Origin of the sequence: Fluviicoccus sp., assembly GCF_030646115.1 — a bacterium.
GTDB lineage: Bacteria > Pseudomonadota > Gammaproteobacteria > Pseudomonadales > Moraxellaceae > Fluviicoccus.
In genome coordinates this window covers 58,213-84,245 of the sequence record NZ_JAUSMX010000012.1, presented here as the reverse complement: position 1 = coordinate 84,245, position 26,033 = coordinate 58,213, and the positions used below count along the sequence as shown (strand labels likewise).

Genomic DNA, 26,033 nt, shown 5'->3' with positions numbered 1-26,033 from the left:
TATTGTCGGGTTGAAACCCGACCTACAGGGACGCGCACTTTTCATTGAAAACAGCCGTCAGCCTCCTCCCCCGCCAAGAACGTCCTTAACCCCTCCGCTTCCAGGATCGCCCGGGCCGCCTGCACCGCCGCCTCACTCATCATCCCCTGCACGCCGAATTCCTCAACCCCCAACCATTCTCGCTTGCTGTTCCCCAACGGGTGATACGGCAGCACCGTCACTGCCGTCAGCCCCGCCTCCCGGATCAACCCCGCCAGCCCACGCAAATTTTCCGGTGTATCTGTCAGCCCCGGCACCAGCGGAATGCGCGGCCACACCTGCGGCCCCCGCCCCTGCGCCGCCAGCGCTGTCAACCAGTGGAAATTGATCTGGATATGCACATTCGTCGCACCGCAATGGCGAATATGCGCCTCACGGTCAAACAGCTTCAGGTCAAACAGGATCAGATCCAGGTGGCTCAGCGCCTGCCACAACGGCTGCCGCTCAAAGCGCGGATCGAACACACTGCCCGGCTGCACCATCGCAACGGTCAAATGCTTCAGCCGGAACTGGCCGCTGGTTTCCAGCGTCAAATGCAGTTGTTCCGATTTCAACCGCACCGTCAGTTCCGCCAGCGCCGCCGCATGCATCGTCGCCTCACCGCCGCTGAATGTGACACCCCCTCCGGCGCTGCGGTGCAGCCCGAATTCCGGTTCCAGTTCGGCCAGAATGTCGTCCACCGCCTGCGTGTCGCCATAGGCCACCATCGCCTGCGACGGACAGGCATCGACACAGGCCCGGCACAGCGTGCAACTGTCCATGTCCCAGTCGCCGGGCGCGGTCATCGCCCCTTCCGGGCAAACCTCCACGCAGGCCCTGCACCCTTCCACACACAAATGCGACTTGAACGCCAGTTGTGGCTCCGGGCTGATCGACTCCGGGTTCTGGCACCAGTCACAGCGCAGCGGGCAACCCTTGAAGAACACCGTGCTGCGGATGCCGGGGCCGTCGTGCAGGCAGAAGTGCTGCACGGCGCAGGTGACGGCGCTGAGGTTGGCGACCGTAATGCGTGGCGTCGCGCCGGCCACGTTCAGGTCAGAGGCCATGGCTCATGCGCTCGATGATTTCGTCCTGCACCTCGGGACGCAGGTCGCTGAAGTAGGAACAGTAGCCGGACACCCGCACCAGCAGGTCGGGATACGCCGCCGGATTCAGCTTGGCGGCTCGCAGCACCTCGGCGTCCTGGACGTTCACCTGCACCTGCATGCCGTCCTGCCGCACCAGATAGTCGCGGAACAGCGTGCCCATGTTGCGGATGCCTGCCGCCCCCTTCACCAGCTTCTGGTCGAATTTGATGTTCAGCACGTGGGCGTTGCCCCACTGCGACTTGTCCAGCCCGGCGACGCTGCGCAGCGCCGCCGTCGGTCCCTTGCGGTCGGAGCCGTCACTGGGCGACACCCCGTTCGACAGCCGCTGCGCCGCCTTGCGCCCGTTCGGCAAGGCGCCGGTGTGCCTGCCGAAACCGACACCGCAGGACATGGAATAAAACCCGGCGATCCACTTGCCGCCGCGGGTGTTGCGGCGCGGGGTGACGGCATCGGTGAAGGCGTCGGCGGCGCGCTGGGTCATGGCGTCGGCGGCCTTATCGCCGTTACCGAAACGGGCGAAGCGGCGACTCAGTTCCACCCGCAGCGGCTCGTGCCCGGCAAAGTCGTGCTTCAATATTTCGACAAACTGCGCCAGCGTGAAACGCTTTTCCTCAAACACCAGCTTGTTTAATGCGTACAGCGAATCCCCGGCGTCGGCCAGACCCACTGCCTGCACCGAGGTGTAGTCATACAGCCCGCCGCCCCAGGTCACGTCCTTGCCGGTGGTCAGACAGCCCTGCGTCATGATCGAATTCACCGGCGTGGTGCGGTGCACGCGGTAGGTTTCTTCCAGCCGGTTGATGGCCCGTTGCATGCGCCCCACCTGATGCGCCACCTGCGCACGGAAGGCGGCCAGCACATCGCCGAAGTCATGCATGGCGGCCAGCGGCGGCGTCAACAGGCCCAACGTTTCGCCCCCGAAGCTGTTGCCCCGGTTCAGCGCCAGCTCCAGGCACAGCGGCAGGTTGAACAGCGCTGCGTCGGCGGAGTTGTAGGTGCGGCCCTGGCTGGCCAGTTCCACGCAGCCGATGATGGCGTAGTCGCGGGCGTGTTCGAGCGTCATGCCGGTGTTTTGCAGGCTGCGGATCACGGTGTCGTCACCCATCAGCGTCGGACGGCCGCCGGTGCGCTGCATCACCGCCACCGCCTTGTCCAGCAGGCTCTTCGGCGTATTGGCGTGCACACGCACATGCAGCGCCGGTTCGCGGGTGCCCAGCTGGCCGAAGGCTTCCAGTACCAGCTCGGACAGTTCGTTGCGGACATCGTTGCCTTCCGCATCCACCCCGCCGACGGTGATCGACTGGCCGACGCAGTTGCCGCTGAAATAGACATCCATGCGGTTGGAATACAGCGGGATGGTTTCGCCGGTCTTGGCCTCGAAACTGACCCACAATTCCAGCGCCTGTTCACGGGTCAACGAACCGCGCGCCAGGTCGGCTTCGTAAAGATGGATCAGCGCCTGATCCAGCCGACCGAAGGACATGCCCTGTTCAAAATCTTCCATCAGCATGGCGATGTGCAGCAGCCAGCAGGCCTGCAAGCCCTCCTGAAAGGTGGTGGGCGGGTAATAAGGCACGCGGCGGCAGGCCTGGGCGGCGGCCAGCAGCTCGGCGCGGCGGGTGTCGGAGATGTCGGCGCGCAGCGCCTCACGCTCGGCGGCCTCGGACAGATTCGAGGCCATGGTGCGAATGCCGTCGATGGTGATGCGCAGCGAACGATAGAAGGCCAGCTGGTCGGCGTCGGCGGGAGCGCCGTCCGGCAGGGTATGCATTTCCAGGCACCGTGCGGCGATGCGATCCGTTTCCACCAAGCCTTCCGCCACCAGACGGCGATAATCCCCCACCTGATGGCCTACCCCGGCCTCCTCGGTGACGATGTAGCGCTTGGGAATCAGGAGCTCCCGCAATTCGCCGATATAGCCCGGCCGCCCGAAAGCGCGCACGCCCATATTGGTGAAGGTGTTTTCGGCGGCCAGCGCCGCCAGTTCCAGCTTCTCGCGCGGGGTCAGCTTCAGCTTGATCGGGCGGTCTTCCAGTTTCAGCAGATCCTCGACGATGTTGACCGAGGTGCCTTCGGGGTAGTAATTCGCCGCCACCCGCTTCGAGGTGACGTTGCCGATGACCAGTTCGTCGTCATACAGGCGCGGCTGGCGGTGCGACATCACGTAGGCCAGCGCCATGGCGCGCCTCACCAGCGGATGCTCGCCCCGGCCTGCACCGGATTTACGGAATTCCTTCAGCAGGCGCGGGCGCTCCAGGCACACGGAGTAACCGGCGTCATGCAGGGCGGCCTTCAGGCGCAGGGCGCGCGGGCCGGGCGGTGGAATCAGGTCGTTGGCGGCGGCGGGATGGATGGTAAGGGATGCGGTCATGGCCATGTCCTCTGGACAGTCGGGAATGACCTTAGTATTTATCCGGGCTTGAATTAAATATTGACATAGCTCGCCGTATTTTTGACATAAATCGCCATTGCGGTGGACGGTGAGTAATCATTGATTATTATCAAGTTATTCGGTGAAAACCCTTCCATCTTGTGCAACAGGGGGGCGATGCAACGGCATCGGGGAGTGCTCCCGCCAAGTGCGCCTCCGCAACATCAGCGTCCAGAAAATACGCGGAAGTGCGTAAGGGTTCTCCTTATTTATCGTGGAAACCGCTTATCTTCACGAGTATTATATTTTGTTGTATTGACAAAAGGACTTTTAATATGGGATTAACGTCAGACGGGAAGCTGCCGCCGCGTCTTTGGACGCCGCTGCTGCGGGCCTCCCTGGTTCCCATATTGCTGATTGGCCTGTGCCTCTGGGCCCGGACCATCAGCCAGCCGCTGTTCCATACGCTGGCCGAACTGCTGTCTGTAATCATCGCGCTGACCGCCTTGATGGTGGCTTCCACCTCGCTGGTCTTCACCCGCAACCACTTCATCGTCTGGATCGCCGTGGGTACCGGCTGGAGCGCCATGCTCGACCTGGCCCACACCCTGTCTTACCCGCCGCTGGGCCTGATCCCGGTCATTGGCCCCGGCCCGTCACTACAATTATGGGAACTGGCCCGGTTCATCCAGGCGCTGGCGTTGATCAGCGCCCCGGTCTTTCTGTACCGGCGGGTAACCATCAGCCTGACCCACAGCCTGTTTGCACTGGCCTCCGTCAGCGGCTTCTGGCTGGTCACCTCAACGGTTGTTCCAATCTGCCTCAGTGAAGGGCAATGCGCTTCCTCCAAGTCCGGACTCGAAATCCTGACCATCCTCATGCTGCTCACCGCCCTGGGGCTGCTCTGCAAGGAGCGCAAGCTGATGCCGCAGGGGCTGTGCCTCAAGCTGGGCCTGTCCATCCTGGCCATGCTGTTGTCCGGATTGTCCTTCAGCCTCTTTCGGGAGGCGGGTTCACCGGGAAGCCTGATCGGCCACTTGCTGAAATTTCTCGCCGACTGGCTGATCTACCTGGCGCTGGTGCAGGGCGCCCTGCGCGAACCGTTCACCCTGCTCGCCCGCACTGCCAGTAGCTACGACACTGTTCCTGATCCAACGCTGACCACCGACAGTCGCGGCATCATCCTGCAAGTCAACCGGGCCGCCGCCCGCAGCAGGGGGTTGCCGGCGGAGCGCCTTGTCGGCAGCCATGCCCATCCGCTGTTCCACAACCCGGCTGTCGGCCACCTTGAATGCCCGATCTGCGCGCGCATGGCCCGGGGCGACCGGGACTTCATGGACGGCATCCTGATCCTTCGCGACAAGACCGTGCTGGAATGCAGCCTGGCCCCCGTGGACGACGGCAATGACCAGATCATTTATGTCCAGGTCATCCGCGATGTCACCGAGCGCCAGCGTCTGGCCTACCTGTACGAAATGCTGAGCGCCACCAACCGCGCCATTGTCCACAGCCATACGGTTGATGAGTTGCTGACGGCCCTCTACGAAGCCATGATCGCGCATCAGGCCTACCCCAAACTGTTCATCGCCCGCACCGAAACCGGCGAAATGCCGATGCAGGTGGTGCGCTCGCATGCCATCAACGCCGACGGCCTCGCTATCCTCGCCCTGCATCTGGCCGACCACTTCAGCCAACTCGGGCGGCAGATGGCCGGCTTCATGAAAGGCGGACTGATGTGTTCAGCCCTGCCCGACCCCGGCGTCGACCCCACCGCCGATGACTGGACAGCCTACCTTTACGCCGCAGGCATCCGCTCGCAGGCCATCCTGCCGCTGGTGTGCCACGGCCGCCTATTTGCCATTATCGGACTCTATACCGACAACCCCGCCGGATTTGACCCTTCCGAACGGCGCCTGCTTGACGAGATGACCGCCGACATGACGTTCTCGCTCAACGCCATGCTGGTGGAAGAACGCAGGCGGGCCGCCGAACAGCAGGCCAGTGAATCGGAATTCCGCTTCAATGAAGTCTTTGCCTCATCGCCGATGCCGATGAACATCCTGTCCGGCAACACCGGCGACAACCTTGCGGTCAACCCCGCTTTCACGCACTGGCTGGGCTACGAACTGAACGATCTCTGGACCATTGAGGACTGCCTGGCCAAGATCGTGGTCAACCGTGACCATGCCGAGGATATCTGGGACCGCTGGCAGCAGCAGCTTCAGACATCCACCCTGAATGGGGCGCCCCTGCTCTCCGATGAAATGACCATCCGCGCCAAGGATGGCAGCCTGCACAGCGCGTGGACCAACATCACCCGTGTCGGCAGCGACGTCATCCTGGCCTGGGTGGACCTGACCGACATCCGCCGTGGTGAGAGCGCCTTGCGCGAGAGCGAGCAACGCTTTCGCGGCATGATCGAAAACACGGTTTCCGGCATCACCGTCCGCCGCGACGACAAATTCGTCTACGCCAACCCCCGGTTCTGCGCCATGACCGGTTGGTCCCCCGAGGAACTGACGGGCCACCCGATCCTGGAATTCATCCCGGAGCCGGACGATCAGCAGCGGCTGCGCGAAATCTGGAGGCAACAGGCCGCACGCACCGGCGGGACCGCCTATACCACGTCCTTCCGGCGCAAGGACGGCGCAGTCATCCAGCTGGGCCTGCATGCCTCCCCCATCGACTGGGACGGCCTGCCGGGCACCATCGTCATGGTGGAGGACATCACGGAACGTCAGCGTATTGAAGCGCAGAACGCCCAGTATGTGACACGGCTGGAAGCCTCCATGAAAGGGACGATGCTGGCGGTCTCCAACATGGTGGAGCTGCGCGACCCCTACACCGCCGGCCATGAACGTCGCGTCGGGCTCATCGCCGGTGCGCTGGGCCGCAAGCTCGGCTGGAGTCCGGAACGGTGCGCGGACCTGGAAATGATCGGGCTGGTGCACGACATCGGCAAGATCGCCGTGCCATCCGAACTGCTGACCAAACCCAGCAGGCTGTCGGCGATGGAAATGGCGCTGATCCGCGGGCATGCCAAGGCGGGCTATGACATCCTGCGCGACATCCCCTTCCCCACGCCGGTGGCCGAAATCATTTACCAGCATCATGAGCGCATGGACGGCAGCGGCTATCCACGCGGGCTGAAAGGTGACGAAATCCTGCCTGAAGCCCGAATTCTGGCCGTGGCGGATGTGGTGGAATCCATGGCCTCGCACCGACCCTACCGCCCGGCGCTGGGCCTGGACGCCGCCCTGGCCGAACTGATCCGGGGGCGCGACACCATCTACGACGCACCAACGGTGGACGCCATGCTCGATCTGGTGCAGCATGACCATTACACCCTGCCGGACTGAACCCATCACGGAGCCATTGCATGAACGAACCCGCCGCGCAGCAAACCATTCTCATCGCGGACCATTTCATCAAGAATATCGAGGCGCTGCGCGGCATACTGGCGCCGCACTACCGCATTCTGGCCGTCGCCAACGGGCAGGAAGTGCTCCGTATCGCCGGCTCCAGCAATCCACCGGACCTGATCCTGCTGGGATTGCTCGACTCCGCCTGCAACCACCATCACACTTGCGGGCAACTGAAGCAGAACCCGGCCAGCCGCGATATTCCGGTCATTTTTGTCACCGACCCCGGCGCACCCGGCGAGGAGCAGGCCGGGCTGGACCTGGGCGCCGTGGACTACATCACCCGGCCGGTCAGCGCGCCGCTGGTGCTGGCGCGGGTCCGCACCCACCTGGCCGTGTACGAGCACAGCCGCACCCTGAGCCGGCTGGTTGAACAGCGCACCCTTGAACTAGAGAAACTGCGCCTGGTGATGATCCGCCGCCTGGGCCGCGCTGCCGAATACAAGGACACCGAAACCGGCAACCACATCATCCGCATGAGCCACTACAGCCGGCTGATTGCCGAGGCAGCGGGTCTGGACCGCCATGCCGTCGACATCCTGTTCAACGCCGCCCCGGCCCACGATGTCGGCAAGATCGGCATTCCCGACAACATCATGCTGAAGTCCGACAAGCTGGCGCCGGAGGAATGGGACATCATGACCCAGCACACCACCTTCGGCGCGGACATCATCGGCAACCACCCCGACGAACTGATGCAGGCCGCCCGCACCATTGCCCTCAGCCACCACGAACGCTGGGACGGCAGCGGCTACCCCCAGGGCCTGAAAGGGGAACAGATTCCGCTGATAGCGCGCATCGCCGCCATCGCCGACGTCTTCGACGCCCTGAGTTCTTCCCGGCTGCACAAGCACGCCTGGTCCGTGGAAGAATCCATCCGCTACATTGAGCAGGAGTCGGGCGCTCATTTCGATCCGGGCCTGCTCCCGGCATTCCGGCTCGCCCTGCCGGCCATGCTCGACATCAAGGACGCCTACTCCGACGAATTCGCCATGATGATTGACGTCGACCTGACCTGAACATCACGGAAAGCCCGGCGTCCGCATCAGGGCTATCCCCCTGAAAACGTCATTCCCGGCTTGACCGGGAATCCACAGTCCGTTGAACACCAAGGTGTTTGTCATGGGTGGATTCCCGCCTGCGCGGGAATGACGGCAAGCCTTGAACAACCCGGCCGCTGCATTAGACCCCGCACCCTTTCTGCAAAATGATTTTCCCGCAGCAAAACCCCTCCATTGTTATTAATACAGTGCACGCTCGTACACGTACTTTCGTACCACATTCATTCCAGAAAAAATATCAAACCAAATCCCCGAAGCTTAGCAAGCGCTCGGTATAGCAATGGCTTCAGGCTATACGCCCTGAAGAACAGGCAATATCCTGACAGGCGTCATTTCATCGGGAATTTATGGATAAATTTTAATATGCCGAATTTAAAACCCTAATTAGTGTACACTTGTACACAATCAGGCGGCCATCATGAAACCCCAACCTCCTGATGCCATATTCTCCAGGAGAAACGAGCCATGAATACCGCCGAACAACGTTTCACCCCGACACTGGACCTCCCCCGCCCGGTCCGGCTTTCCGTGGTCAAAACCCCACCGCCCCCGATCAAAGCCCCTCAACCGCTGCCAGTGCATGAAACCGCCCCCGCACCGGCCTCCTGGGCGCCAGAGGGGCTGAACGGCCCCGACCCCCGGCTCATGAACACGCAGCGCGGCTTTGTCGACTTCCTGCTGGACCGTTACTTCCGGCTGGAACTGGACGGCTGGGACAAGCTGCCCGCAGAGCCTGCGCTGCTGATCGGCGTCCACTCCGGCGGCCCGTTGACCATGGATGCCTGGACCATCGGTTTTGCCTGGTACCGGCATTTCGGCACGCAGCGCACCCTGCACGCCACCGCCCACGACGTATTGATGAAGACCCCCGGCCTCGGCCGGTATTTCCGGCGCATGGGCGTTATCAGCCCCACCCGCGACAACATCCAGGCGGCGTTTGAGAAAGGCGATGACGTGATCCTGTGGCCGGGTGGTGAAAAGGACTCGTTCCGCAGCTGGGGCAAACGCGACACCGTGGAACTGGGCGGACGCACCGGCTTCATCAAGCTGGCGATCCGCAGTGGCCGGCCGATTTTGCCGGTGGCGACCGTGGGCGGGCATGACACGCTGTTTGTGCTGTCGGAAGGACGCGGGCTGGCGAAATTGCTGAACCTGAAGAAACTGCTGCGCTCGGAAGTGGCGCCGATTACGCTGAGCTGGCCGCTGGGCCTGGCGGTGCATGTGACGCCGCTGCAGCACATTCCGCTGCCCGCCAAGATCCGCACCGAATTCCTGGAGCCGATCCATCTTTCGAAGGACCCGGCGATGGCGGACGACGCCGCTTATGTGCAGCAAATGTATGAGGAAGTGGAACGGCGGATTCAGGCGGGGATGGACCGGCTGGCGGCGAAGCGGCGGTTTCCGGTGTTTGGCTGAAAGCCGCTGGAATAGCGATTCCGGGTCATCCCCGCGCAGTCGGGGATATGATGACGTTATTCGGTTTAACGTTGGGGCGCAACGCTTGCGCCCTTCTCCGCAGAACACGCCGTCCATTTCAAAGCAGGCATTCTGTTCGTTCACGAGGGCGCATGCGATGCGCCCCTACGGGGGATCACCCCCCAACCGCTCATACTCCGCCCTGATCATCGCTTCCGCCTTCGCCACCACCTCGTCCGCCGTCATCCCGGCCGGATCAATCACCGGCAGCACGCTCCAGCAAAAACGCTCGCCCACGCCCATCGGGAATTTGCCGAAGGGGTTCAGCCGCCAGGTGCCGTGGATGCACACCGGCAGCACCAGCGCCTCAGGAGCTTTCTTCAGCAAAATCTTCACCCCCGCCGGGGCAAACGGCTTGATGCCGCCGCGCCGTGAGCGCGTGCCTTCCGGAAAGATCACCGCAGTGCCGCCGTTTTCCTTCAGCCGGACACCCAGCTTGCCGATTTCCGACAACGACTGCCGGGCATCGCTGCGGTCAATCAGCGCCGCGCCGCTATGGCGCAGGTTATAGGAGACACTGGGAATGCCCCGTCCCAGCTCACGCTTGGCCACAAAAGAGGGCAGCAGGCGGCGCAGGTACCAGCCCAGTCCCACCACGTCCAGCGTGCTTTGATGGTTGGCGATGACAATCAGCGGACGACCCGTCACCTCCGGAACCCCGCCAATCCGCTGCGGACGGTTGCCCAGCAACACCAGCGACCCCATCAGGAAACCGTTCAGGACATTGACGACGTGCCGGTGCAGGCGGGGACCGCCCAGCCGCCGCGCCACAATCTGGGCGGCATGGAAAATGCACAACCACCCCAGACAGACCACCAGAAACACCGGTGTCAGCACCGTTCCCAAGGCCTTTTTCAGGAAATCCGACATGAAAGCTCCTTTCTTCCACCCTGCCGTGGCTGCCGTTGATCCGCTGCGTTGCCGGGGTAAAAACAGGCAGCACAAGCAAAATGCACATGGATATTATTGACAGGCATCAGCCAGCATGCATCGGGTTACTCTTGAATACCAGCGTTTTCACGGTATAATGAAATGTTTCCCCGTGTAACTCCCTTTCTGGGTAAGTCCCTTTCTGGCATCACGCTGGCTTTTTTTGACCACCGGCGTGTACGCACCAGTGCGCTCCGGGGTTTGTGCTTTAATGAGGATCAGAGTGTGAAGGCAACTGCAGTACCTGAAAAGCAGGGTTTGTACGACCCGGCCAACGAACACGACGCTTGCGGCGTCGGCTTCATCGCCCACATCAAGGGCCAGAAAAGCCATTCCATCATTGAACAAGGCCTGCTGATCCTGAAAAACCTGGATCACCGGGGCGCTGTGGGTGCAGACCCGCTGATGGGCGATGGCGCTGGTATCCTGATCCAGATTCCCGACGCATTCCTGCGCGGGGAAATGGCCAAGCAAGGCGTCACCCTGCCGGAAGCCGGTGAATACGGTATCGGCATGTGCTTCCTGCCGCAGGAAAGCGCATCGCGCATGGCCTGCCAGGAAGAAATCGAACGCGCCATCCTCGCCGAAGGCCAGGTGCTGCTCGGCTGGCGTGATGTGCCCGTCTCCGCCACCATGCCGATGTCCCCGACCGTCAAGACCAAAGAGCCGGTGATCCGCCAGGTCTTCGTCGGCCGCGGTCCGGACGTGTTCGTCACCGACGCCCTTGAGCGTAAGCTGTACATCATCCGCCGCCGCGCCGCCAACGCCATCAAGGCCTTGGAACTGGTGCACGGCCAGGAATTCTACGTCACGTCGTTCTCGGCGCGCACCATTGTCTACAAGGGCCTGCTGCTGGCCGACCAGGTCGGCGAGTACTACCTCGACCTGCAAAACCCGGACTGCGTGTCGGCCCTGGCCCTGGTTCACCAGCGCTTCTCGACCAACACCTTCCCGACCTGGGACCTGGCGCACCCGTTCCGCATGATCGCCCACAACGGCGAAATCAACACCGTGCAGGGCAACGTCAACTGGTTCAAGGCCCGTGAACAGGCGATCTCCTCGCCCATTCTCGGCGACGACCTGAAGAAGGTGTGGCCGCTGCACTACCCCGGCCAGTCCGACTCCGCCGCGTTCGACAACGCGCTGGAACTGCTGGTCATGGGCGGCTACTCGCTGGCCCAGGCCATGATGCTGATGATTCCGGAAGCGTGGGAAAAGCACACGCTGATGGACGAAAAGCGCCGCGCCTTCTACGAATACCATGCCGCGATGATGGAGCCGTGGGACGGCCCCGCCGCCGTGGCCTTCACCGACGGCCGCCAGATCGGCGCCACGCTGGACCGTAACGGCCTGCGTCCGGCCCGCTATCTGGTCACCGATGACGACCTGGTGGTCATGGCTTCCGAATCCGGCGTGCTGCCGATCGAAGAGAAGCGCATTGTCCAGAAATGGCGTCTGCAACCGGGCAAGATGTTCCTCATCGACACCGAAGCCGGCCGCATCATCGACGACCAGGAACTGAAGGATTCCCTCGCCAGCGCCAAGCCGTACCGCGAGTGGATCGAGAAGATCCGCATCAAGCTCGACGAACTGCCGGTGGCTGAAGAGCCCGCCGTGCCGTCCGCCGTGTCGCTGCTCGACCGCCAGCAAGCCTTTGGCTATACGCAGGAAGACATCAAGTTCATCCTCGAACCGATGGCCGCCACCGGCGAAGAAGCCACCGGCTCCATGGGCAACGATGCCGCCCTGCCGGTGCTGTCCTCCAAGCTGAAGCCGCTGTACAACTACTTCAAGCAGCTGTTCGCCCAGGTCACCAACCCGCCGATCGACCCGATCCGCGAAGAGCTGGTGATGTCGGTGGTGTCCTTCATCGGACCCAAGCCGAACCTGCTCGGCATCACCGACGTCAACCCGCCGATCCGTCTGGAAGTGGCGCAGCCGGTGCTGACCGCCGAAGACATTGAGAAGATCCGCCACATCGAGAAGTACACCGGCGGCAAGTTCCGTTCGCACGAACTGGACATCTGCTACCCGGTGGCCTGGGGCAAGGACGGCGTTGAAGCCCGCCTCGCCTCGCTGGCGGCGGAAGCCGAAGATGCCGTGCGTTCCGGCGCCAACATCCTGATCGTTTCCGACCGTTGCATGGATGCCGTCAATGTCGCCATCCCGGCACTGCTGGCCACCTCCGCCGTGCACCAGCACCTGGTGAAGAAGGGCCTGCGCACCAGCGCCGGTCTGGTCGTGGAAACCGGCTCCGCCCGTGAAGTCCACCACTTCGCGCTGCTGGGCGGCTACGGCGCGGAAGCCGTGCACCCCTACCTGGCGCTGGAGACCCTGCAATCGCTGGCCGGTGATGACGCCGCCAAGCGTGAAAAGGCCGTCTACAACTTCACCAAGGCCGTGGGCAAGGGTCTGTGCAAGGTCATGTCAAAGATGGGTATCTCCACCTACATGTCCTACACCGGCGCGCAAATCTTCGAAGCCATCGGCCTGCAAAGCGCCTTTGTCGAGAAGTACTTCACCGGCACCCCCACCAATGTCGAAGGCATCGGTGTGTTTGATGTCGCTGAAGAAGCCATCCGCATGCACAAGGCTGCCTTCGGCAACGACCCGGTGCTGGCCAACGCCCTCGACGCCGGCGGCGACTACGCCTTCCGGATTCGTGGTGAAGAGCACCTGTGGACCCCGGACGCCATCGCCAAGCTGCAGCATTCGACCCGTACCAATCAGTTCTCCACCTTCAAGGAGTACTCGCGGATCATCAACGACCAGTCCCAGCGCCACCTGACGCTGCGCGGCCTGTTCGCGTTCCGCACCGATGGCATTACCCCGGTGCCGCTGGACGAAGTCGAGTCCGCCAAGGACATCGTCAAGCGTTTCGCCACCGGCGCCATGTCGCTGGGCTCCATCTCAACCGAAGCCCACAGCACGCTGGCCATCGCCATGAACCGCATTGGCGGCAAGTCGAACACCGGTGAGGGCGGCGAAGACGCCAAGCGCTTCATCCCGGTGGTGCAGGACACGCAACTGTCCGACGTGCTGGGCAAGGGCCGCATTGAACGCGACCTGACCCTGAAGGCCGGCGACAGCCTGCGCTCCGCCATCAAGCAGGTCGCTTCCGGCCGCTTCGGTGTCACGATTGAATATCTGGTGAACGCCGACCAGATCCAGATCAAGATGGCCCAGGGCGCCAAGCCCGGTGAAGGCGGCCAGCTGCCCGGCCACAAGGTCTCCGAGTACATCGGTTTCCTGCGTCATTCCGTGCCCGGTGTCGGCCTGATCTCGCCGCCCCCGCACCATGACATCTACTCCATTGAAGATCTGGCGCAGCTGATCCATGACCTGAAGAACGCCAACCCGGCCGCTTCAGTGTCAGTGAAGCTGGTGTCCGAAGTCGGTGTCGGCACCGTCGCCGCCGGGGTGTCCAAGGCCAAAGCGGACCACGTGGTCATCGCCGGTCATGACGGCGGCACCGGCGCTTCGCCGCTGTCCTCCATCAAGCACGCCGGTGCGCCGTGGGAACTCGGCCTGGCCGAAACCCAGCAGACCCTGGTGCTGAACCAGCTGCGCAGCCGTATTCGTGTGCAGGTCGACGGCCAGCTGCGTACCGGTCGTGACGTCGTCATCGGCGCACTGCTGGGCGCGGACGAGTTCGGCTTCGCCACCGCTCCGCTGGTGGTGGAAGGCTGCATCATGATGCGCAAGTGCCACCTGAACACCTGCCCGGTGGGCGTGGCCACGCAAGACCCCGAGCTGCGCAAGCGCTTTACCGGCCAGCCGGAGCACGTGGTCAACTTCTTCTTCTTCATTGCCGAAGAAGTGCGTGAAATCATGGCTTCGCTGGGTGTGCGCACCTTTGAAGAGCTGGTTGGCCGCGCCGACCTGCTCGACACCAAGGCCGGCATCACCCACTGGAAGGCTCAAGGCCTCGACTTCTCGAAGATCTTCTTCCAGCCGTCAGTCCCCGCTTCCGTGCCGCGCAAGCACACCGAGATCCAGGACCACGGCATCGCCAAGGCGCTGGACCACAAGTTCATCGAACTGGCCCAGCCCGCGCTGCAACACGGCAAGAAGGTCAGCATCGAGCTGCCGATCCGCAACGTCAACCGTACCGCCGGCACCATGCTGTCGGGCGAAGTGGCCAAGCGCTACGGCATCGCCGGTCTGCCGGACGACACCATCCACCTGAAGCTGAACGGCACCGCCGGTCAGAGCTTCGGCGCGTTCCTCGCCAAGGGCGTGACGCTGGAGCTGGTGGGCGAAGGCAATGACTATGTCGGCAAGGGCCTGTCGGGCGGCCGCATCATCATCCGTCCTCACGCTGACTTCCGTGGCAACACCGCGAAGAACATCATCCTCGGCAACACCGTCATGTACGGCGCCACCGACGGTGAAGGCTTCTTCACTGGCGTTGCCGGCGAACGCTTTGCCGTGCGTAACTCCGGCGGCACCGCCGTGGTCGAAGGCGTGGGTGACCACGGCTGCGAATACATGACCGGCGGCACCGTGGTGGTGCTGGGCAACACCGGCCGCAATTTCGCGGCAGGCATGTCCGGCGGCATCGCCTACGTCTACGACGCTGACGGCTCCTTCGCCGGACGCTGCAACCTGGCCCAGGTCGCCCTGGAAAAGGTCGTGGCCGACGCCGACGCTCCGGCCGGTGCTCCGCTGCACCTTGGCCTGAAGGACGAGGCGCAGCTGAAGGACCTGATCAGCCGCCATGCCGAATACACCGGCAGCACCACCGCCAAGGCCATCCTGGCCAACTGGGACGAAAGCCGTGACAAGTTCGTCAAGGTGTATCCGCACGAGTACAAGCGCGCGCTGACCGAACTGGCCGCGCAGCAACAGAAAGAGGTAGCCTGAACCATGGGTAAGCCAACCGGTTTCATCGAATTCCAGCGTCTGTCCGAAGGCTATGAGGCCGCCGACACCCGCGTGAATCACTACAAGGAATTTGTCAGCAGCCTCTCCGACAGCGACGCCAAGACTCAGGGCGCGCGCTGCATGGACTGCGGCATTCCGTTCTGCAACAACGGCTGCCCGGTGAACAACATCATTCCGGACTGGAATGACCTGGTGTATCGCGGCAATGCCCAGCAGGCGCTGGAAGTGCTGCACTCGACCAACAACTTCCCCGATTTCACCGGCCGCATCTGCCCGGCCCCGTGTGAAACGGCCTGTACGCTCGGCATCAACGCCGAGCCGGTCGGCATCAAGTCCATCGAGCACTACATCATCGACAAGGGCTGGGAAAACGGCTGGATCACGCCGCAACCCGCCAGCGTCAAGACCGGCAAGAAGGTCGCGGTCGTCGGTTCCGGCCCTGCCGGTCTGGCTGCTGCCCAGCAGCTGGCGCGCGCCGGCCACGACGTGACCGTGTTCGAAAAGAACGGACACATCGGCGGCCTGCTGCGCCGCGGCATTCCGGACTTCAAGCTGGAAAAGAGCATCGTCCAGCGCCGCGTGGTGCAGATGGAAGCCGAAGGCGTGGTGTTCCGCACCAATGTGCTGGTCGGCCCGGACTCCATTCCCGCCGGCATCACCAACGACGCCAAGGAAGTGATTTCCGCCGAGACGCTGAAGTCGCAATTTGACGCCGTGATCCTGTCCGGCGGTTCGGAAGTTCCGCGTGACCTGCCCGTTCCCGGCCGTGAGCTGGGCGGCGTGCACTACGCGCTGGAGTTCCTGATTCCGCAGAACAAGGAAGTGGAAGGCGGTCCGGCCAACCCGATCAACGTCAAGGGCAAGCACGTCGTCGTCATCGGCGGCGGCGACACCGGTTCCGACTGCGTCGGCACCTCCAACCGTCACGGCGCCGCGTCCATCACCCAGTTTGAAGTGATGCCGATGCCGCCGGTGGAAGAGAACAAGCCGCTGGTGTGGCCGTACTGGCCGATCAAGCTGCGCACCTCCAGCTCGCACGACGAAGGCTGTGAGCGCGACTTCTCCGTCCTGACCAAGGGCTTTGTCAGCGATGGCAACGGCCGGGTGAAGGCGCTGCAAGGCGTGCGCCTGTCCTGGGAAGGCGGCAAGATGGCCGAGATTCCGGGCTCCGAGTTCGAGATTCCGGCGGACAACGTGTTCCTGGCCATGGGCTTCACCAACCCGGTGGGCGGCGTGCTGGAATCGTTCGGCGTCAACAAGGATGCACGCGGCAATGCCGCCGCCACCACGGACGGTCCGGGCTGCTACGCCACCAACGTCAAGGGCGTGTTCGCCGCCGGTGACATGCGTCGCGGTCAGTCGCTGGTGGTCTGGGCGATCCGTGAAGGCCGTCAGTGCGCGCGTGAAGTCGATGCGTTCCTGATGGGATCGAGCGTGCTGCCGCGTTAAGCGTCAACGGCTTGGACTGAAACCCCCGTCATGGTGAGAGCTGTGGCGGGGGTTTTCTTTTAACAATCGGTCAAACAGCTGTCGTAGGGTGGGTCAAGACCCACCGGCTGATCTCTGAACGGAGACCGATGGTGGGTCTCGACCCACCCTACTTCACTGAAAGAGTCGATGAGCTATGAATGACAAACTAACTCCTGATGAAGCCATGGTAGCAATGCACTCTTTTCTGGAGATGTATTGGGAACGTGGTCACTCCGAAGAAATCGCTTGCCTGCTAAGCTCATTAATCCTACAAGAAGATGGAAGTTGTGCTGATCCCGCACTATCGGGAGATTGGGAACAATGCGTTCAGAGGGTTATCAACACTCGACCTCAATCCAGCCCTGTCAGCATCTCTCAGATACACTGGCACGACTGTGTGGTGGTGGCCTGCATTGAACTACCCGAGAAAGATCAACTTGTTCTGACTGTCGAATATCCTGAGGATTGGGAAAGGAATCAATTTTCCAAGCGAAGCATTGTGTTTACGGGATTTCACCAAATGACAATCAATGAAATTCCGTTTGATGGCTGCCCAACCATTTTAAGTGCAGCAACCACAGAACAGTCCGATGGATACATAGGCATACGACTCGAAACGAATGCAGGTTATCGGGAAATTACTGCAAAATCGGTAGCGTTGATGTCGGAATGGCTCACAGCCTAAACCTCAAACCCTCACCAACGTCGTCGTCTCACCGCCAATTTCCACCTGGATGCTGACCTTCCCGCCCAGCCCCCGTAGCTTTACTGGGTGAGGCGGGAATAAAAATGACTCAATTAACCCCGATCTGCTGCCTTTCCTGATACCGGTAAAACCCGGTTTCCTCCTCATTGCGGATGTACTGCGCCTCCTCCGGCCCAAACTTGCGGTTCTGCAAGGCCTGGAGCTGCACTTGCAGGGTTTCGCCCTCGTACTGCTTCGCCAGCGCCGCCCGCTCCTGCATGTAGGACGCCCCCGCCGCCGCGCGTTCTGCCCGTTCGGCATCCAACTCATCCCAGCGTTTCACCGCCTCGTCATCCAGCCCCATCGCGCTGCGCAGGTAATGCAACTCCTCCTTGCGGCGCTCGGGCGGCAGGCTGTGCAACTGCTCCTGCACCGAGTTCAACGTCAGCAATCCCTCCATCTGCTGCACCGGGTGCGACTTGTCCGGATCCGTTGCCGATTTCCCGTAAACATCCACCAACGTCTGCACATAGCGATCCACCTTGGTGGACAACGGCAGGCCGGGCGTATCCAGCTGCTGCAGGGCAGCTTCAACTTTCTCCTGCTTCAGCTGCGCCTGCCAGATGACCTTGGCATCCTCGCCGAACAGTTGCAGCCGCTTGTCCCACGTGGCACGCAGCCGCTCTTCCTTGCTGCTGAAGACCATGGAGTGCTTGATCCCGGCCAGCCATTCGTTATAGCTCTCCAGCGCTTCCAGCGAGGCCGCCAGCTGGTCATAGTCGGTGGGAAAGAACAGCTTCAGCATGGCCTTCAGCCGCGCCAGCCAGTCATTGGGATATTTTTCCATCAGGTAGCGCTTCAGCGACTCGATCACCTGCAAGCGCCAGTAAGGATGCGCCAGCTTTGCGCCGTAACGCTTTTGCAGGGAGGCTCCCAGACGCTGTTCCTCGGGAGACAGGCCCTCCATGGTGGCCGCGGATGGCGGGGTCTGCGCTCCCGTGGCGGCGGACGATGCGGCGGCAGCCCCCGAATCCCCGGAGAGCCCCTGGCTTCCGATGCGGCCATCCCCTTCACCCAACCACACCAGCACCCCCATGCTGGCCAGCATCAACAAGCCGCAGGCCATCGCCACCGCCTTGCGGTACGTGCGGGCCCTACCCTTGGCCGGGGATGACTCAGGATGATGCGGTTTCATGGCAACCGCCTCCCGGCCTCGTTCACTGCCGTGCCGTCGACCGCCAGCATGCCCGCAAAATAGATGCGGGTGTAGGCCATGGCGCGCTGGATGAACGAAGGCTTCAGCCCGACCATTTCCCGAAAGACATGATTAAAATGTGCCGCATCCGAAAAGCCCGCTTCCTGCGCGGCGTCCGTGAGCGAAATGCCCTGTTGCATCATCCAGGCTGCCAGGAACAAGCGGTGCCAGTTGCGGTAGCGCCGCAGGGTGAGGCCGGTTTCCTGCCGGAACCAGCGCGACAGCACTTCCTCCGACAACCCGGCCTCCGCGGCATAATGTCTATTGGTCAGGTTGGCCGCCGCCGTCAGGCGAACCGAGGCGACCACTCCGGCCACCGCCTGCTCAACACGCCCTTCCGGCGCTGCTGAGGGCAGGGACAGGCTTTCAACCAAGCGGTCATAGACCCCGGCGGGGTCCACCGGATCAAGGTACAGCCGGCGGAAGGATTCCACCACGGAAGCGGCAAACGGGCCGTCGTCGCAATACAGGTTGTCACTGACGGCGTGCAGACGCGATGACAGCAACCGGTAATCCCGGCACAGCACATCCAGAAAACAGCACCCCAGCAGGCCGGATTCGGAGTAGTAGCGTACCTCCGCCCCGGGCGGCACCAGCGCCAGCGAGGTGCTGACCGTAGGCCCGTCGTTGACGGCAATGTGGAACGGCAGATCCAGCCCGACCAGCAGCCAGGCGCACGCAGGGGTGAACTCAACCGGATCGGGAATGACGCCCAGAAACAGCGAACGGTCTTGCCAGAGATGAAGGTGTATCGGCCCCGGTAAAGCGGCAGCCTCGCGCGCACGATCCAGAACGGCGCCCGACAGTATAGCCATGCCCAATGTTGCCCCCTGCCTGATGTCCAGGCTGTTCTTTTTGTTATGGCGGGTGTTCTCCCGTTGCCAGGCCGGTTCCTTCGCAAAACCGGACCGGAACCGGCTTGGTAAAGATTAGTCAATTCACGACAAACCGACTTGTAAGTTTTTCGCTTATTGACAATACAGGATCGGCTTCCCGACAAACGGCAGGAAAACTTACAAGCAATTGCCCGGACGGATCTCTATCTTTTTCCGGACAGGATGACTAAAAAATCACCAATTCGTGATTTTGCTCGGACGCGACAACACGTTAAACCGCCAGAAGCGCGGGACGGCAAATCCTTCGGGAATGCTGCGCAGGGTCGGGACGGACCCGGCTGCAGCGCGCCGCCAGACGTGTTGCCTGACCATACATAACAAAACAAGGTGGGCACCATGCACTTCAAAAAACTGGCGGCAGTCGCCGCTTCCCTGCTGTTGTCACTGGGGCTGTCGCTCCCGGCGCAACAGGCGCACGCAGAAGCACAGAAAACCAAGTACCCGATCATCCTGGCGCACGGCATGGCCGGCTGGGACGAGATCGCGGGCCTGGATTATTTCGGTAACGAACTGGGCGTCTTCGCCCTGGACGGTTGCCAATTGCTGGAAATCAACGGCTGCAATGACGACGTCAGCGGCAGCCAGATGGCGGAAGCCTTCCAGGTCACCTCGCTGGCTGATTCAGAAACCCGGGGCACGCAACTGGCCGACAAGGTGCAGAGCTACATGACCACCAAGGGCGTCAGCTACATCAACCTGGTGGGCCATTCGCAGGGCGGTTTCGACATCCGCAAGGCGGCGCACCTGCTGAAGTCGCGCAAGGGCTACACCGTGGTCAACAACCTGATCAGCATTTCCTCGCCGCATCGCGGTTCGCCCTATGCCAAGAAGCTGCTGGACAAATACGCCCTGAACGGCTCGTCCTTCTGCTGGAACCTGGCTTGGGACGGCACCCCCGCCAATGACCCCTGCGGCGTGCTGATCACCAAGATCGCCGACGTGCTGTTCGATGCCGTCAACCAGCAAAGCGTCACCACCCGCAACAACATCATTGCCGCGGGCAAGCAACTGGTCTTCAACGACTTCGACGCCAAAGACGGGGTCACCACCGGCGCCAAGGCCTTCAATGCCAAGTACAACCTGAAGAACAGCGCCGGGGCTTATGTGGCCACCCGCTTCCGCTCGCTGATCACCGCGCAGGACGACGGCAACCGCAACCCGGCGCTGAGCGCGCTGCATACGGTGCTGGGCTATAACGCCGACGGCGACGGCTACTGCGCCGGCGACTGCGACAACGACGGCGCGGCGGGCACCGGCGACGGTTCGGTCTATGACATGGACGACGATGGACTGGTGGGCGTGAATTCGCAGCAAATGGGCGGACGCCTGCAATACAACTCGATCCTGGGTTTCCTGGATACCATGACTGAAACCACCGTCACTGCTGTGGATGACATCAACAATCCGTCTTCCATCGCGATGACCTCGCAGACGGCCATCATCAAGCAGGACCACCTGGACGTGGTCGGTGTCGGTCCCGACACCTTTGACGAACTGGAGTTCTACGCGGCCATCAACCACTACATCGCCAAGGCAGGTGGATGATTCTACGCTGAGTCAAAGAAGAACCCCGCCACGGCGGGGTTTTTTATGGGAGTGGTCAGGCCGGTTGCGCCTGCCGGGCGGCGGGCTTCGCGGCCGCCTTCTCCGGCAGTACCGCTTTCGCCATCTCCGTCAAGGCTTCCTCCAGATACTGTGCCAACCGCTCCGGCTGCTGCACCGACTCCGGTGAACTGGTGACACTGATGCTCAGCTTGTCGAGATAGCTCATCACCACCAGCGTCAGGCCGGTGTTGTCATAAATCCCGGCCATGCCGCCGATGCTGCGCAGCATCGCGCCGTCCAGATACAACGGCAGCGGCGAACCCGGCACATTGGTGATGACCATATTGAACATCGGCGGCAGGCGGCGGCTGAGGTGCAGGCGCGAATAGGCGTTCAACGCCACGGCCGGACCGGCGGACGGCAACAGGTCCATCAGGCGGTCCACCGGCACGTCGCGGTTGTAGTCCTTGGCGTGCTGCGCACTGGCGTGGATGGCGCGCAAGCGTTGCACCGGGTCGTCAATGTCAGTGGCGAGGCGGATCAGCATCGACGACACCTTGTTGCCCGCCAATCCCTTCTCGGTGTCAGCGCGGCGCGACACCGGGGCCATCGCCACCAGCGAGGCATCCGGGAGGTTGCCGACCTCCTGCAGGTAACGGCGGGTGGCTCCGGCGCAAATGGCGAGCACCACATCATTGACAGTGAAACCGGGTTGGGTGTTCTTGATTTCCTTCACCGTGGTCAGTGACAGTTGTACACTGAAATAGCAGCGATCGGCGCTGACCGGGCGGTTGAAGTCGGTGCGCGGAGCCATGAAATAGTGGGGAATGCCCTGGTCCTTGCCGGTCAGCGTGCGCAGTGCGATACGACCGGCAATGTCGGCGGTGGAGCGCAACAGGGTGGTGAGCCGGGCCGGGGCGTCCTTCGCCGCCGCCAGCTGGCGTTGCGCCACGTCGCGCACCGTCGGAGCTTTTTCCGCTTGCCAGGTGTCGGCAGTCATCGGGCGCGGCTCGGGGGTGAAGTCGAGCAGGCCGGTGATGACGGCTTCGGCGGAGACTCCGTCCAAGGCGCAATGATGCACCTTCAACAGCATGGCAAAGCCGTCGGCGGCATCGGCGGTGCGGACGAACATCATTTCCCACAGCGGCTGGTCGCGACGCAGCGGCGTGCTGAAAAACTTGCTGCACAGGCTTTCCAGCGACTTGTGCGTCAGCGGGTCATTGATGGTGCGGCGGCGCAGATGGTTGTCCAGGCGGAAATCCGGGTCTTCAATCCACACCGGGTTGGCCAGCAGTGCGGGTGGCGTGTGCAGGCGCTGGCGGAACACGCGCGCCGTTTGCAGGCGCGCGCCGACATGGCGGCGGAAACGGTCGAAGGTCATGGCACCGTCAGCGGGCGCGGCAAACAGCATCACGCCGCCGACGTGCATCGGGGTGCTGTCCTTTTCCAGGTGCAGGAAGGAGGTATCGAGATTGGTGAGGGATTGCATGGCGATCTCCGGAAAATCGGGCGGCGGCCAGGGCCGCGTACGCTCAGTCTGGGAATGCGCACAATTGTGTACATTCGTTCACTGAATTTATACGCCGAATTTCCGGGGTTGTCTTGTCGTCGATCAAGCACCATCGTGCCATATCGAGAAAATCTGGGAATTTCCGACGAACGGCGTCAGCCCAGCCCCGCCTCGATCACCTGCCGCACCACCGCTTCATCCCAACGCTGCTTACCCAAACGACGCGGCAAGGCTTCCAGCGCACGGGCAATCTGCCGTCCCTGCCGTATAGCCTCGACCAGATCGGCAGACAAATTCACCACCGCCGTCTTCTTCCCTGCCAGTTCCGCCCGCACCGCCGCCGGAATCTCCGTCAGCGCGCCAACAATGCGACCCTTCACCAGACTGGTGAGCATGGCGTTGTCGAAACCGCCGAAGGGGGCGCGCACATCATCCTTGAACAGCACCAGCGGCTTGCCCGCCGCATAGGCCAGCGCCGCCTCGACGATCATGCCTTCGTCCGGCACTCGGCCGTTGAGGTTGCAGACCACGGCGTCGCAGCGCTCAATCAGTTCGTACACATCCAGCGCGAAAATGGCGTGGTCGATGCGGGTGCGGATGCCGGACAGCGCGCCCGGCAGTGGCGTGTTGCCCAGCCGCATCACATAAGGTTCCAAGCCGTCGCGGTGCGGCAGGAAGGTCTGGAAACCGGCCTGTTCCAGTTGTTGCGCAATGGCGCTCATGCCGCCGACTTCCTCGGCGCAGAACAGGGGGCCGGAGCAGTAGATTCGTGATGCAGTCATATTCTTTCTCCTTAGCCCGTCACCCGCCGCCACACCGCTCGCCCGACGAAACGCAGCTGGGTGCGGGTGTCGAACCGCTTCAGGTTGGTGGCTACTATACCCTTGGTAAACCGCGTGCGCTTCGAGTAATCCACCCGCACATCCACCACCACCGGCTTGCCCTGCGCCGCCAGCTTCATCGCCTCGTCGATCACCGGCCCGACATCGCCATTGCCCGCCATCAGCCGGTATTCGCACCCCGTGGCCAGCGCCACACCCGCAAAATCAACCACGCCCAGCACCGAACACACCTTGCGGTTATAGGGAATTTCCTGCGCCTGCGAAATCTGCGACAGTTCACCGTCGTTGAACACGAACTGCACCACGCCCAGCTCGTTGGACGCCGCCGTCACCAGCTCCATGCAGGTCATCAGGAACGCGCCGTCGCCGACAATGCCCACCACCTGTTTTTCCGGATGCGCCAGCTTGGCGCCGATGGTGGCGGGCACGCAGTAGCCCATGCAGTTGAAGTCGCTGGGTGACAGGAAATGGCGGCTGCGGTGCATCGGCAGCAATTCGGCGGTGAGGAAGGTGTGGTTGCCGTCATCAGCGACGACAATGGCGTCATCGGCCAGTACATGCCGCAGATGGCTGAAGAAGCGCGCCGGATTGACCCTGTGACCGGAGTCATGGCCGAACCATTCGTCGTGATAGGCCAGCTTGTCGCGCTTCAACTGCGTTTGCAAGGCCGAACCGTCCACAGTGCTGCGGAATCCGGCCACCTGCAGCCCGTCCAGCAAGGCCCCGACCACCAACCGCGCATCGCCGGGGAGCTTCACCTTCGCCGGGTAGTTGGCGTCGAACACGGCGGGATTGATGTCGATGTGGATCAGGTTTTCCGGCACCTTCAGGCCATAACTGCCGGTGGGGATTTCAGCGAAACGGGTGCCGATGGCGATCAGGCAGTCGCAGTCCTGGAAGGCATGGGCGGCGGCGGGCACGGCGTGCGGCCCGAAGGAAAAACCGGCAAACAGCGGATGGTTGCCGGGAAACACCGACAAGCCCTGCAAGGTGGTCGACACCGGCGCGTTCAGCTGCTCGGCCAGCGCCGTCAGCTGCTCCTCACAGAATCGCGCACCCCAGCCGGCGAAGATGCCGGGGCGCTTGGCGCGCTTCAGCAGTTCCACGGCGGAGGACACCTGCGCCAGCACCTCCGGCGGCAGCGACGGTGCGGCGGCGGGACGGAACACCGGCAACTCCCCTTCCACCTCCCCGGCGAAGGCGGCGATGTTCAGCGGCATTTCCACATAGACCGGCCCCGGCTCGCCGTCGTAGGCGATGCGCACCGCCTCGAACAACGTCGGCACCACGTCCTGATGGCGCAGCAGGCGGAACTGCGCCTTGGTGATCGGCTTCATCAGCGCGCTCTGGTCGATGTCGTGCAGCTGATAGCGGTGGCCGGAATCAGTACGGATGCCGCCGGAAATCACCAGCATCGGGATGCCGTCGAGAAAGGCCTCGGCAATGCCGCTGGCCGCGTGCGTCAGTCCGGCGGCGGGCACCACCAGCAGCGTGCCGGGGGTGTCTGTAGTACGGCTGATGGCGTCGGCCATGAACGCGCCGCCGCCCTCGTGCGTCACCAGGATCGGGGTGATGTGCTCGCTGGCGTTGAGTTCGTCATACAGCTCGGTGGTGTGCACGCCGGGAATGCCGAAGGTGAAACGGACCCCGACCTGTTCCAGGGCGTAGCGCAGCAGCTGGGCGCCGGTTTTTCGCATGATGAGGTTTCCTGTTTGATGTTCATCGTCATTCCCGCGCAGGCGGAAATCCACGGCACGCTGAGCACCCTGGAGTTTGTTAACGGAGGATTCCCGCCGACGCGGGAATGACTTCTTCTTAGTATTCTGAGCATACGAGCGGTCATAACATGCCCCGCCCCGCCGTCAGGATGCAGCCGGAAATGAAGGCGCCTTCCAGCGAGCGGATACCGCTGATGCCGCTGCCGGCGATGACGATCTCGGTTTCCAGCGCGGCGGACATGGCGGGCCTCCGGTTTCAGGATGGGGACGAAAATGCCCAAGAGATGAACCGATGGTGCGCTCTCGGAGCGGCAAGGTCTGTCGGGCATGTGACAATCCTGAGTAACGCCATAAAACACATTTGTGATTATTCCTGCAAATCGGTCGTCAGCCCGACCAACGGTATTTCCTGGTTGATGTATATCAATTAGCCATACTAATTATATGGTCTATACTCAGAAACGGATAACAACAATTGCCGTTCAAACGATGACGGAGAGTCAACATGACAACAACGACTGCCTGTCTCACCGCCTTGCGCAAACGTAATGGTGAACATGTTCCTTTCAATCTGGACAAGCTGGAGCGCGCCGTCGCCGCCGCTGGCGCCATGACCGGTGAGTTTGAGGCCGGTATTGCCAATATGGTGGCGAAAGCGGTGGAGGTCTATCTGGCCGACCTGGACGAACTGGATGCCGACAAGGTGCAGGAATTCATGGAGTGCCAGCTGATGGAAGCCGGTTTCTTCCGTACGGCGCGCGCCTGCATCCTCTACCGCGAACGGCGACAGGTACAGGCTGCCGCGAATGACGGCGGATGCATCCGCGTGGCTTGAACC

At 62.4% G+C, this 26,033-nt stretch carries 16 protein-coding genes; 8 read left to right on the top strand and 8 right to left on the bottom strand.

The features are described from left to right. Positions 1 to 41: 41 nt before the first annotated feature. Both Q7T36_RS08950 and Q7T36_RS08945 read right to left on the bottom strand, forming a co-directional pair. A complete protein-coding gene (locus Q7T36_RS08950; RefSeq protein WP_304846872.1) occupies positions 42 to 1,085 on the bottom strand; it encodes a glycyl-radical enzyme activating protein in 1,044 nt (347 codons plus the stop codon). Continuing rightward, positions 1,075 to 3,498, bottom strand: a complete 2,424-nt coding sequence (locus Q7T36_RS08945; protein WP_304846869.1) for a pyruvate formate lyase family protein — start codon at positions 3,496 to 3,498, stop codon at positions 1,075 to 1,077. The genes Q7T36_RS08950 and Q7T36_RS08945 overlap by 11 nt, the downstream gene beginning before the upstream one ends. A 335-nt stretch (positions 3,499 to 3,833) precedes the next feature. Between Q7T36_RS08945 and Q7T36_RS08940 the strand changes: the two genes are divergently transcribed. The 3 genes from Q7T36_RS08940 to Q7T36_RS08930 all read left to right on the top strand — a co-directional run bounded on the left by Q7T36_RS08940 (position 3,834) and on the right by Q7T36_RS08930 (position 9,397). Next, positions 3,834 to 6,857, top strand: coding sequence for a PAS domain S-box protein (locus Q7T36_RS08940; protein ID WP_304846866.1), 3,024 nt, complete (start codon positions 3,834 to 3,836; stop codon positions 6,855 to 6,857). Positions 6,858 to 6,877: 20 nt separating this feature from the next. Further along, positions 6,878 to 7,939 (top strand): HD-GYP domain-containing protein, encoded by a 1,062-nt coding sequence (locus tag Q7T36_RS08935; RefSeq protein WP_304846863.1) that lies wholly within the window; start codon positions 6,878 to 6,880, stop codon positions 7,937 to 7,939. A 507-nt stretch (positions 7,940 to 8,446) separates the two neighbouring features. Continuing rightward, positions 8,447 to 9,397, top strand: a complete 951-nt coding sequence (locus Q7T36_RS08930) for a lysophospholipid acyltransferase family protein (protein ID WP_304846860.1) — start codon at positions 8,447 to 8,449, stop codon at positions 9,395 to 9,397. Positions 9,398 to 9,562: 165 nt separating this feature from the next. Here Q7T36_RS08930 and Q7T36_RS08925 read toward each other — a convergent pair whose 3' ends face one another. Continuing rightward, on the bottom strand, positions 9,563 to 10,327 hold the full coding sequence (locus Q7T36_RS08925; protein ID WP_304846856.1) for a 1-acyl-sn-glycerol-3-phosphate acyltransferase: 765 nt from the start codon (positions 10,325 to 10,327) through the stop codon (positions 9,563 to 9,565). A gap of 285 nt (positions 10,328 to 10,612) precedes the next feature. Here Q7T36_RS08925 and gltB point away from each other — a divergent pair, with 285 nt between their 5' ends. The 3 genes from gltB (at position 10,613) to Q7T36_RS08910 (ending at position 17,429) form a co-directional block, all read left to right on the top strand. Continuing rightward, the gene (gene gltB / locus Q7T36_RS08920) at positions 10,613 to 15,253 is read left to right on the top strand and encodes a glutamate synthase large subunit (RefSeq protein ID WP_304846854.1); all 4,641 of its coding nucleotides are present in this window, start codon (positions 10,613 to 10,615) and stop codon (positions 15,251 to 15,253) included. A gap of 3 nt (positions 15,254 to 15,256) precedes the next feature. Then, positions 15,257 to 16,723 carry a glutamate synthase subunit beta gene (locus tag Q7T36_RS08915; RefSeq protein ID WP_304846851.1) on the top strand — a complete coding sequence of 489 codons (1,467 nt, stop codon included), beginning with the start codon at positions 15,257 to 15,259 and terminating at the stop codon, positions 16,721 to 16,723. A gap of 175 nt (positions 16,724 to 16,898) precedes the next feature. Further along, positions 16,899 to 17,429 (top strand): hypothetical protein, encoded by a 531-nt coding sequence (locus Q7T36_RS08910; protein WP_304846848.1) that lies wholly within the window; start codon positions 16,899 to 16,901, stop codon positions 17,427 to 17,429. A 109-nt stretch (positions 17,430 to 17,538) separates the two neighbouring features. On the opposite strand, the gene Q7T36_RS08905 is transcribed toward Q7T36_RS08910, so the two are convergent. Further along, positions 17,539 to 18,624, bottom strand: a complete 1,086-nt coding sequence (locus Q7T36_RS08905; protein WP_304846845.1) for a hypothetical protein — start codon at positions 18,622 to 18,624, stop codon at positions 17,539 to 17,541. After that, positions 18,621 to 19,499 carry a helix-turn-helix domain-containing protein gene (locus Q7T36_RS08900; protein ID WP_304846842.1) on the bottom strand — a complete coding sequence of 293 codons (879 nt, stop codon included), beginning with the start codon at positions 19,497 to 19,499 and terminating at the stop codon, positions 18,621 to 18,623. The genes Q7T36_RS08905 and Q7T36_RS08900 overlap by 4 nt, the downstream gene beginning before the upstream one ends. 417 nt (positions 19,500 to 19,916) lie before the next feature. Between Q7T36_RS08900 and Q7T36_RS08895 the strand changes: the two genes are divergently transcribed. Next, positions 19,917 to 21,125: a triacylglycerol lipase gene (locus tag Q7T36_RS08895; protein WP_304846839.1), complete on the top strand. Its 1,209-nt coding sequence runs from the start codon at positions 19,917 to 19,919 to the stop codon at positions 21,123 to 21,125. A 55-nt stretch (positions 21,126 to 21,180) separates the two neighbouring features. On the opposite strand, the gene Q7T36_RS08890 is transcribed toward Q7T36_RS08895, so the two are convergent. The 3 genes from Q7T36_RS08890 to Q7T36_RS08880 all read right to left on the bottom strand — a co-directional run bounded on the left by Q7T36_RS08890 (position 21,181) and on the right by Q7T36_RS08880 (position 25,174). Beyond that, on the bottom strand, positions 21,181 to 22,614 hold the full coding sequence (locus tag Q7T36_RS08890; protein WP_304846836.1) for a wax ester/triacylglycerol synthase family O-acyltransferase: 1,434 nt from the start codon (positions 22,612 to 22,614) through the stop codon (positions 21,181 to 21,183). Positions 22,615 to 22,790: 176 nt separating this feature from the next. Continuing rightward, positions 22,791 to 23,417, bottom strand: coding sequence for a nucleoside 2-deoxyribosyltransferase (locus Q7T36_RS08885; protein WP_304846833.1), 627 nt, complete (start codon positions 23,415 to 23,417; stop codon positions 22,791 to 22,793). 11 nt (positions 23,418 to 23,428) lie between these two features. Next, a complete protein-coding gene (locus Q7T36_RS08880; protein WP_304846830.1) occupies positions 23,429 to 25,174 on the bottom strand; it encodes a thiamine pyrophosphate-binding protein in 1,746 nt (581 codons plus the stop codon). Positions 25,175 to 25,700: 526 nt separating this feature from the next. Here Q7T36_RS08880 and Q7T36_RS08875 point away from each other — a divergent pair. Next, the gene (locus Q7T36_RS08875) at positions 25,701 to 26,030 is read left to right on the top strand and encodes an ATP cone domain-containing protein (RefSeq protein WP_304846827.1); all 330 of its coding nucleotides are present in this window, start codon (positions 25,701 to 25,703) and stop codon (positions 26,028 to 26,030) included. Positions 26,031 to 26,033: the final 3 nt, after the last annotated feature.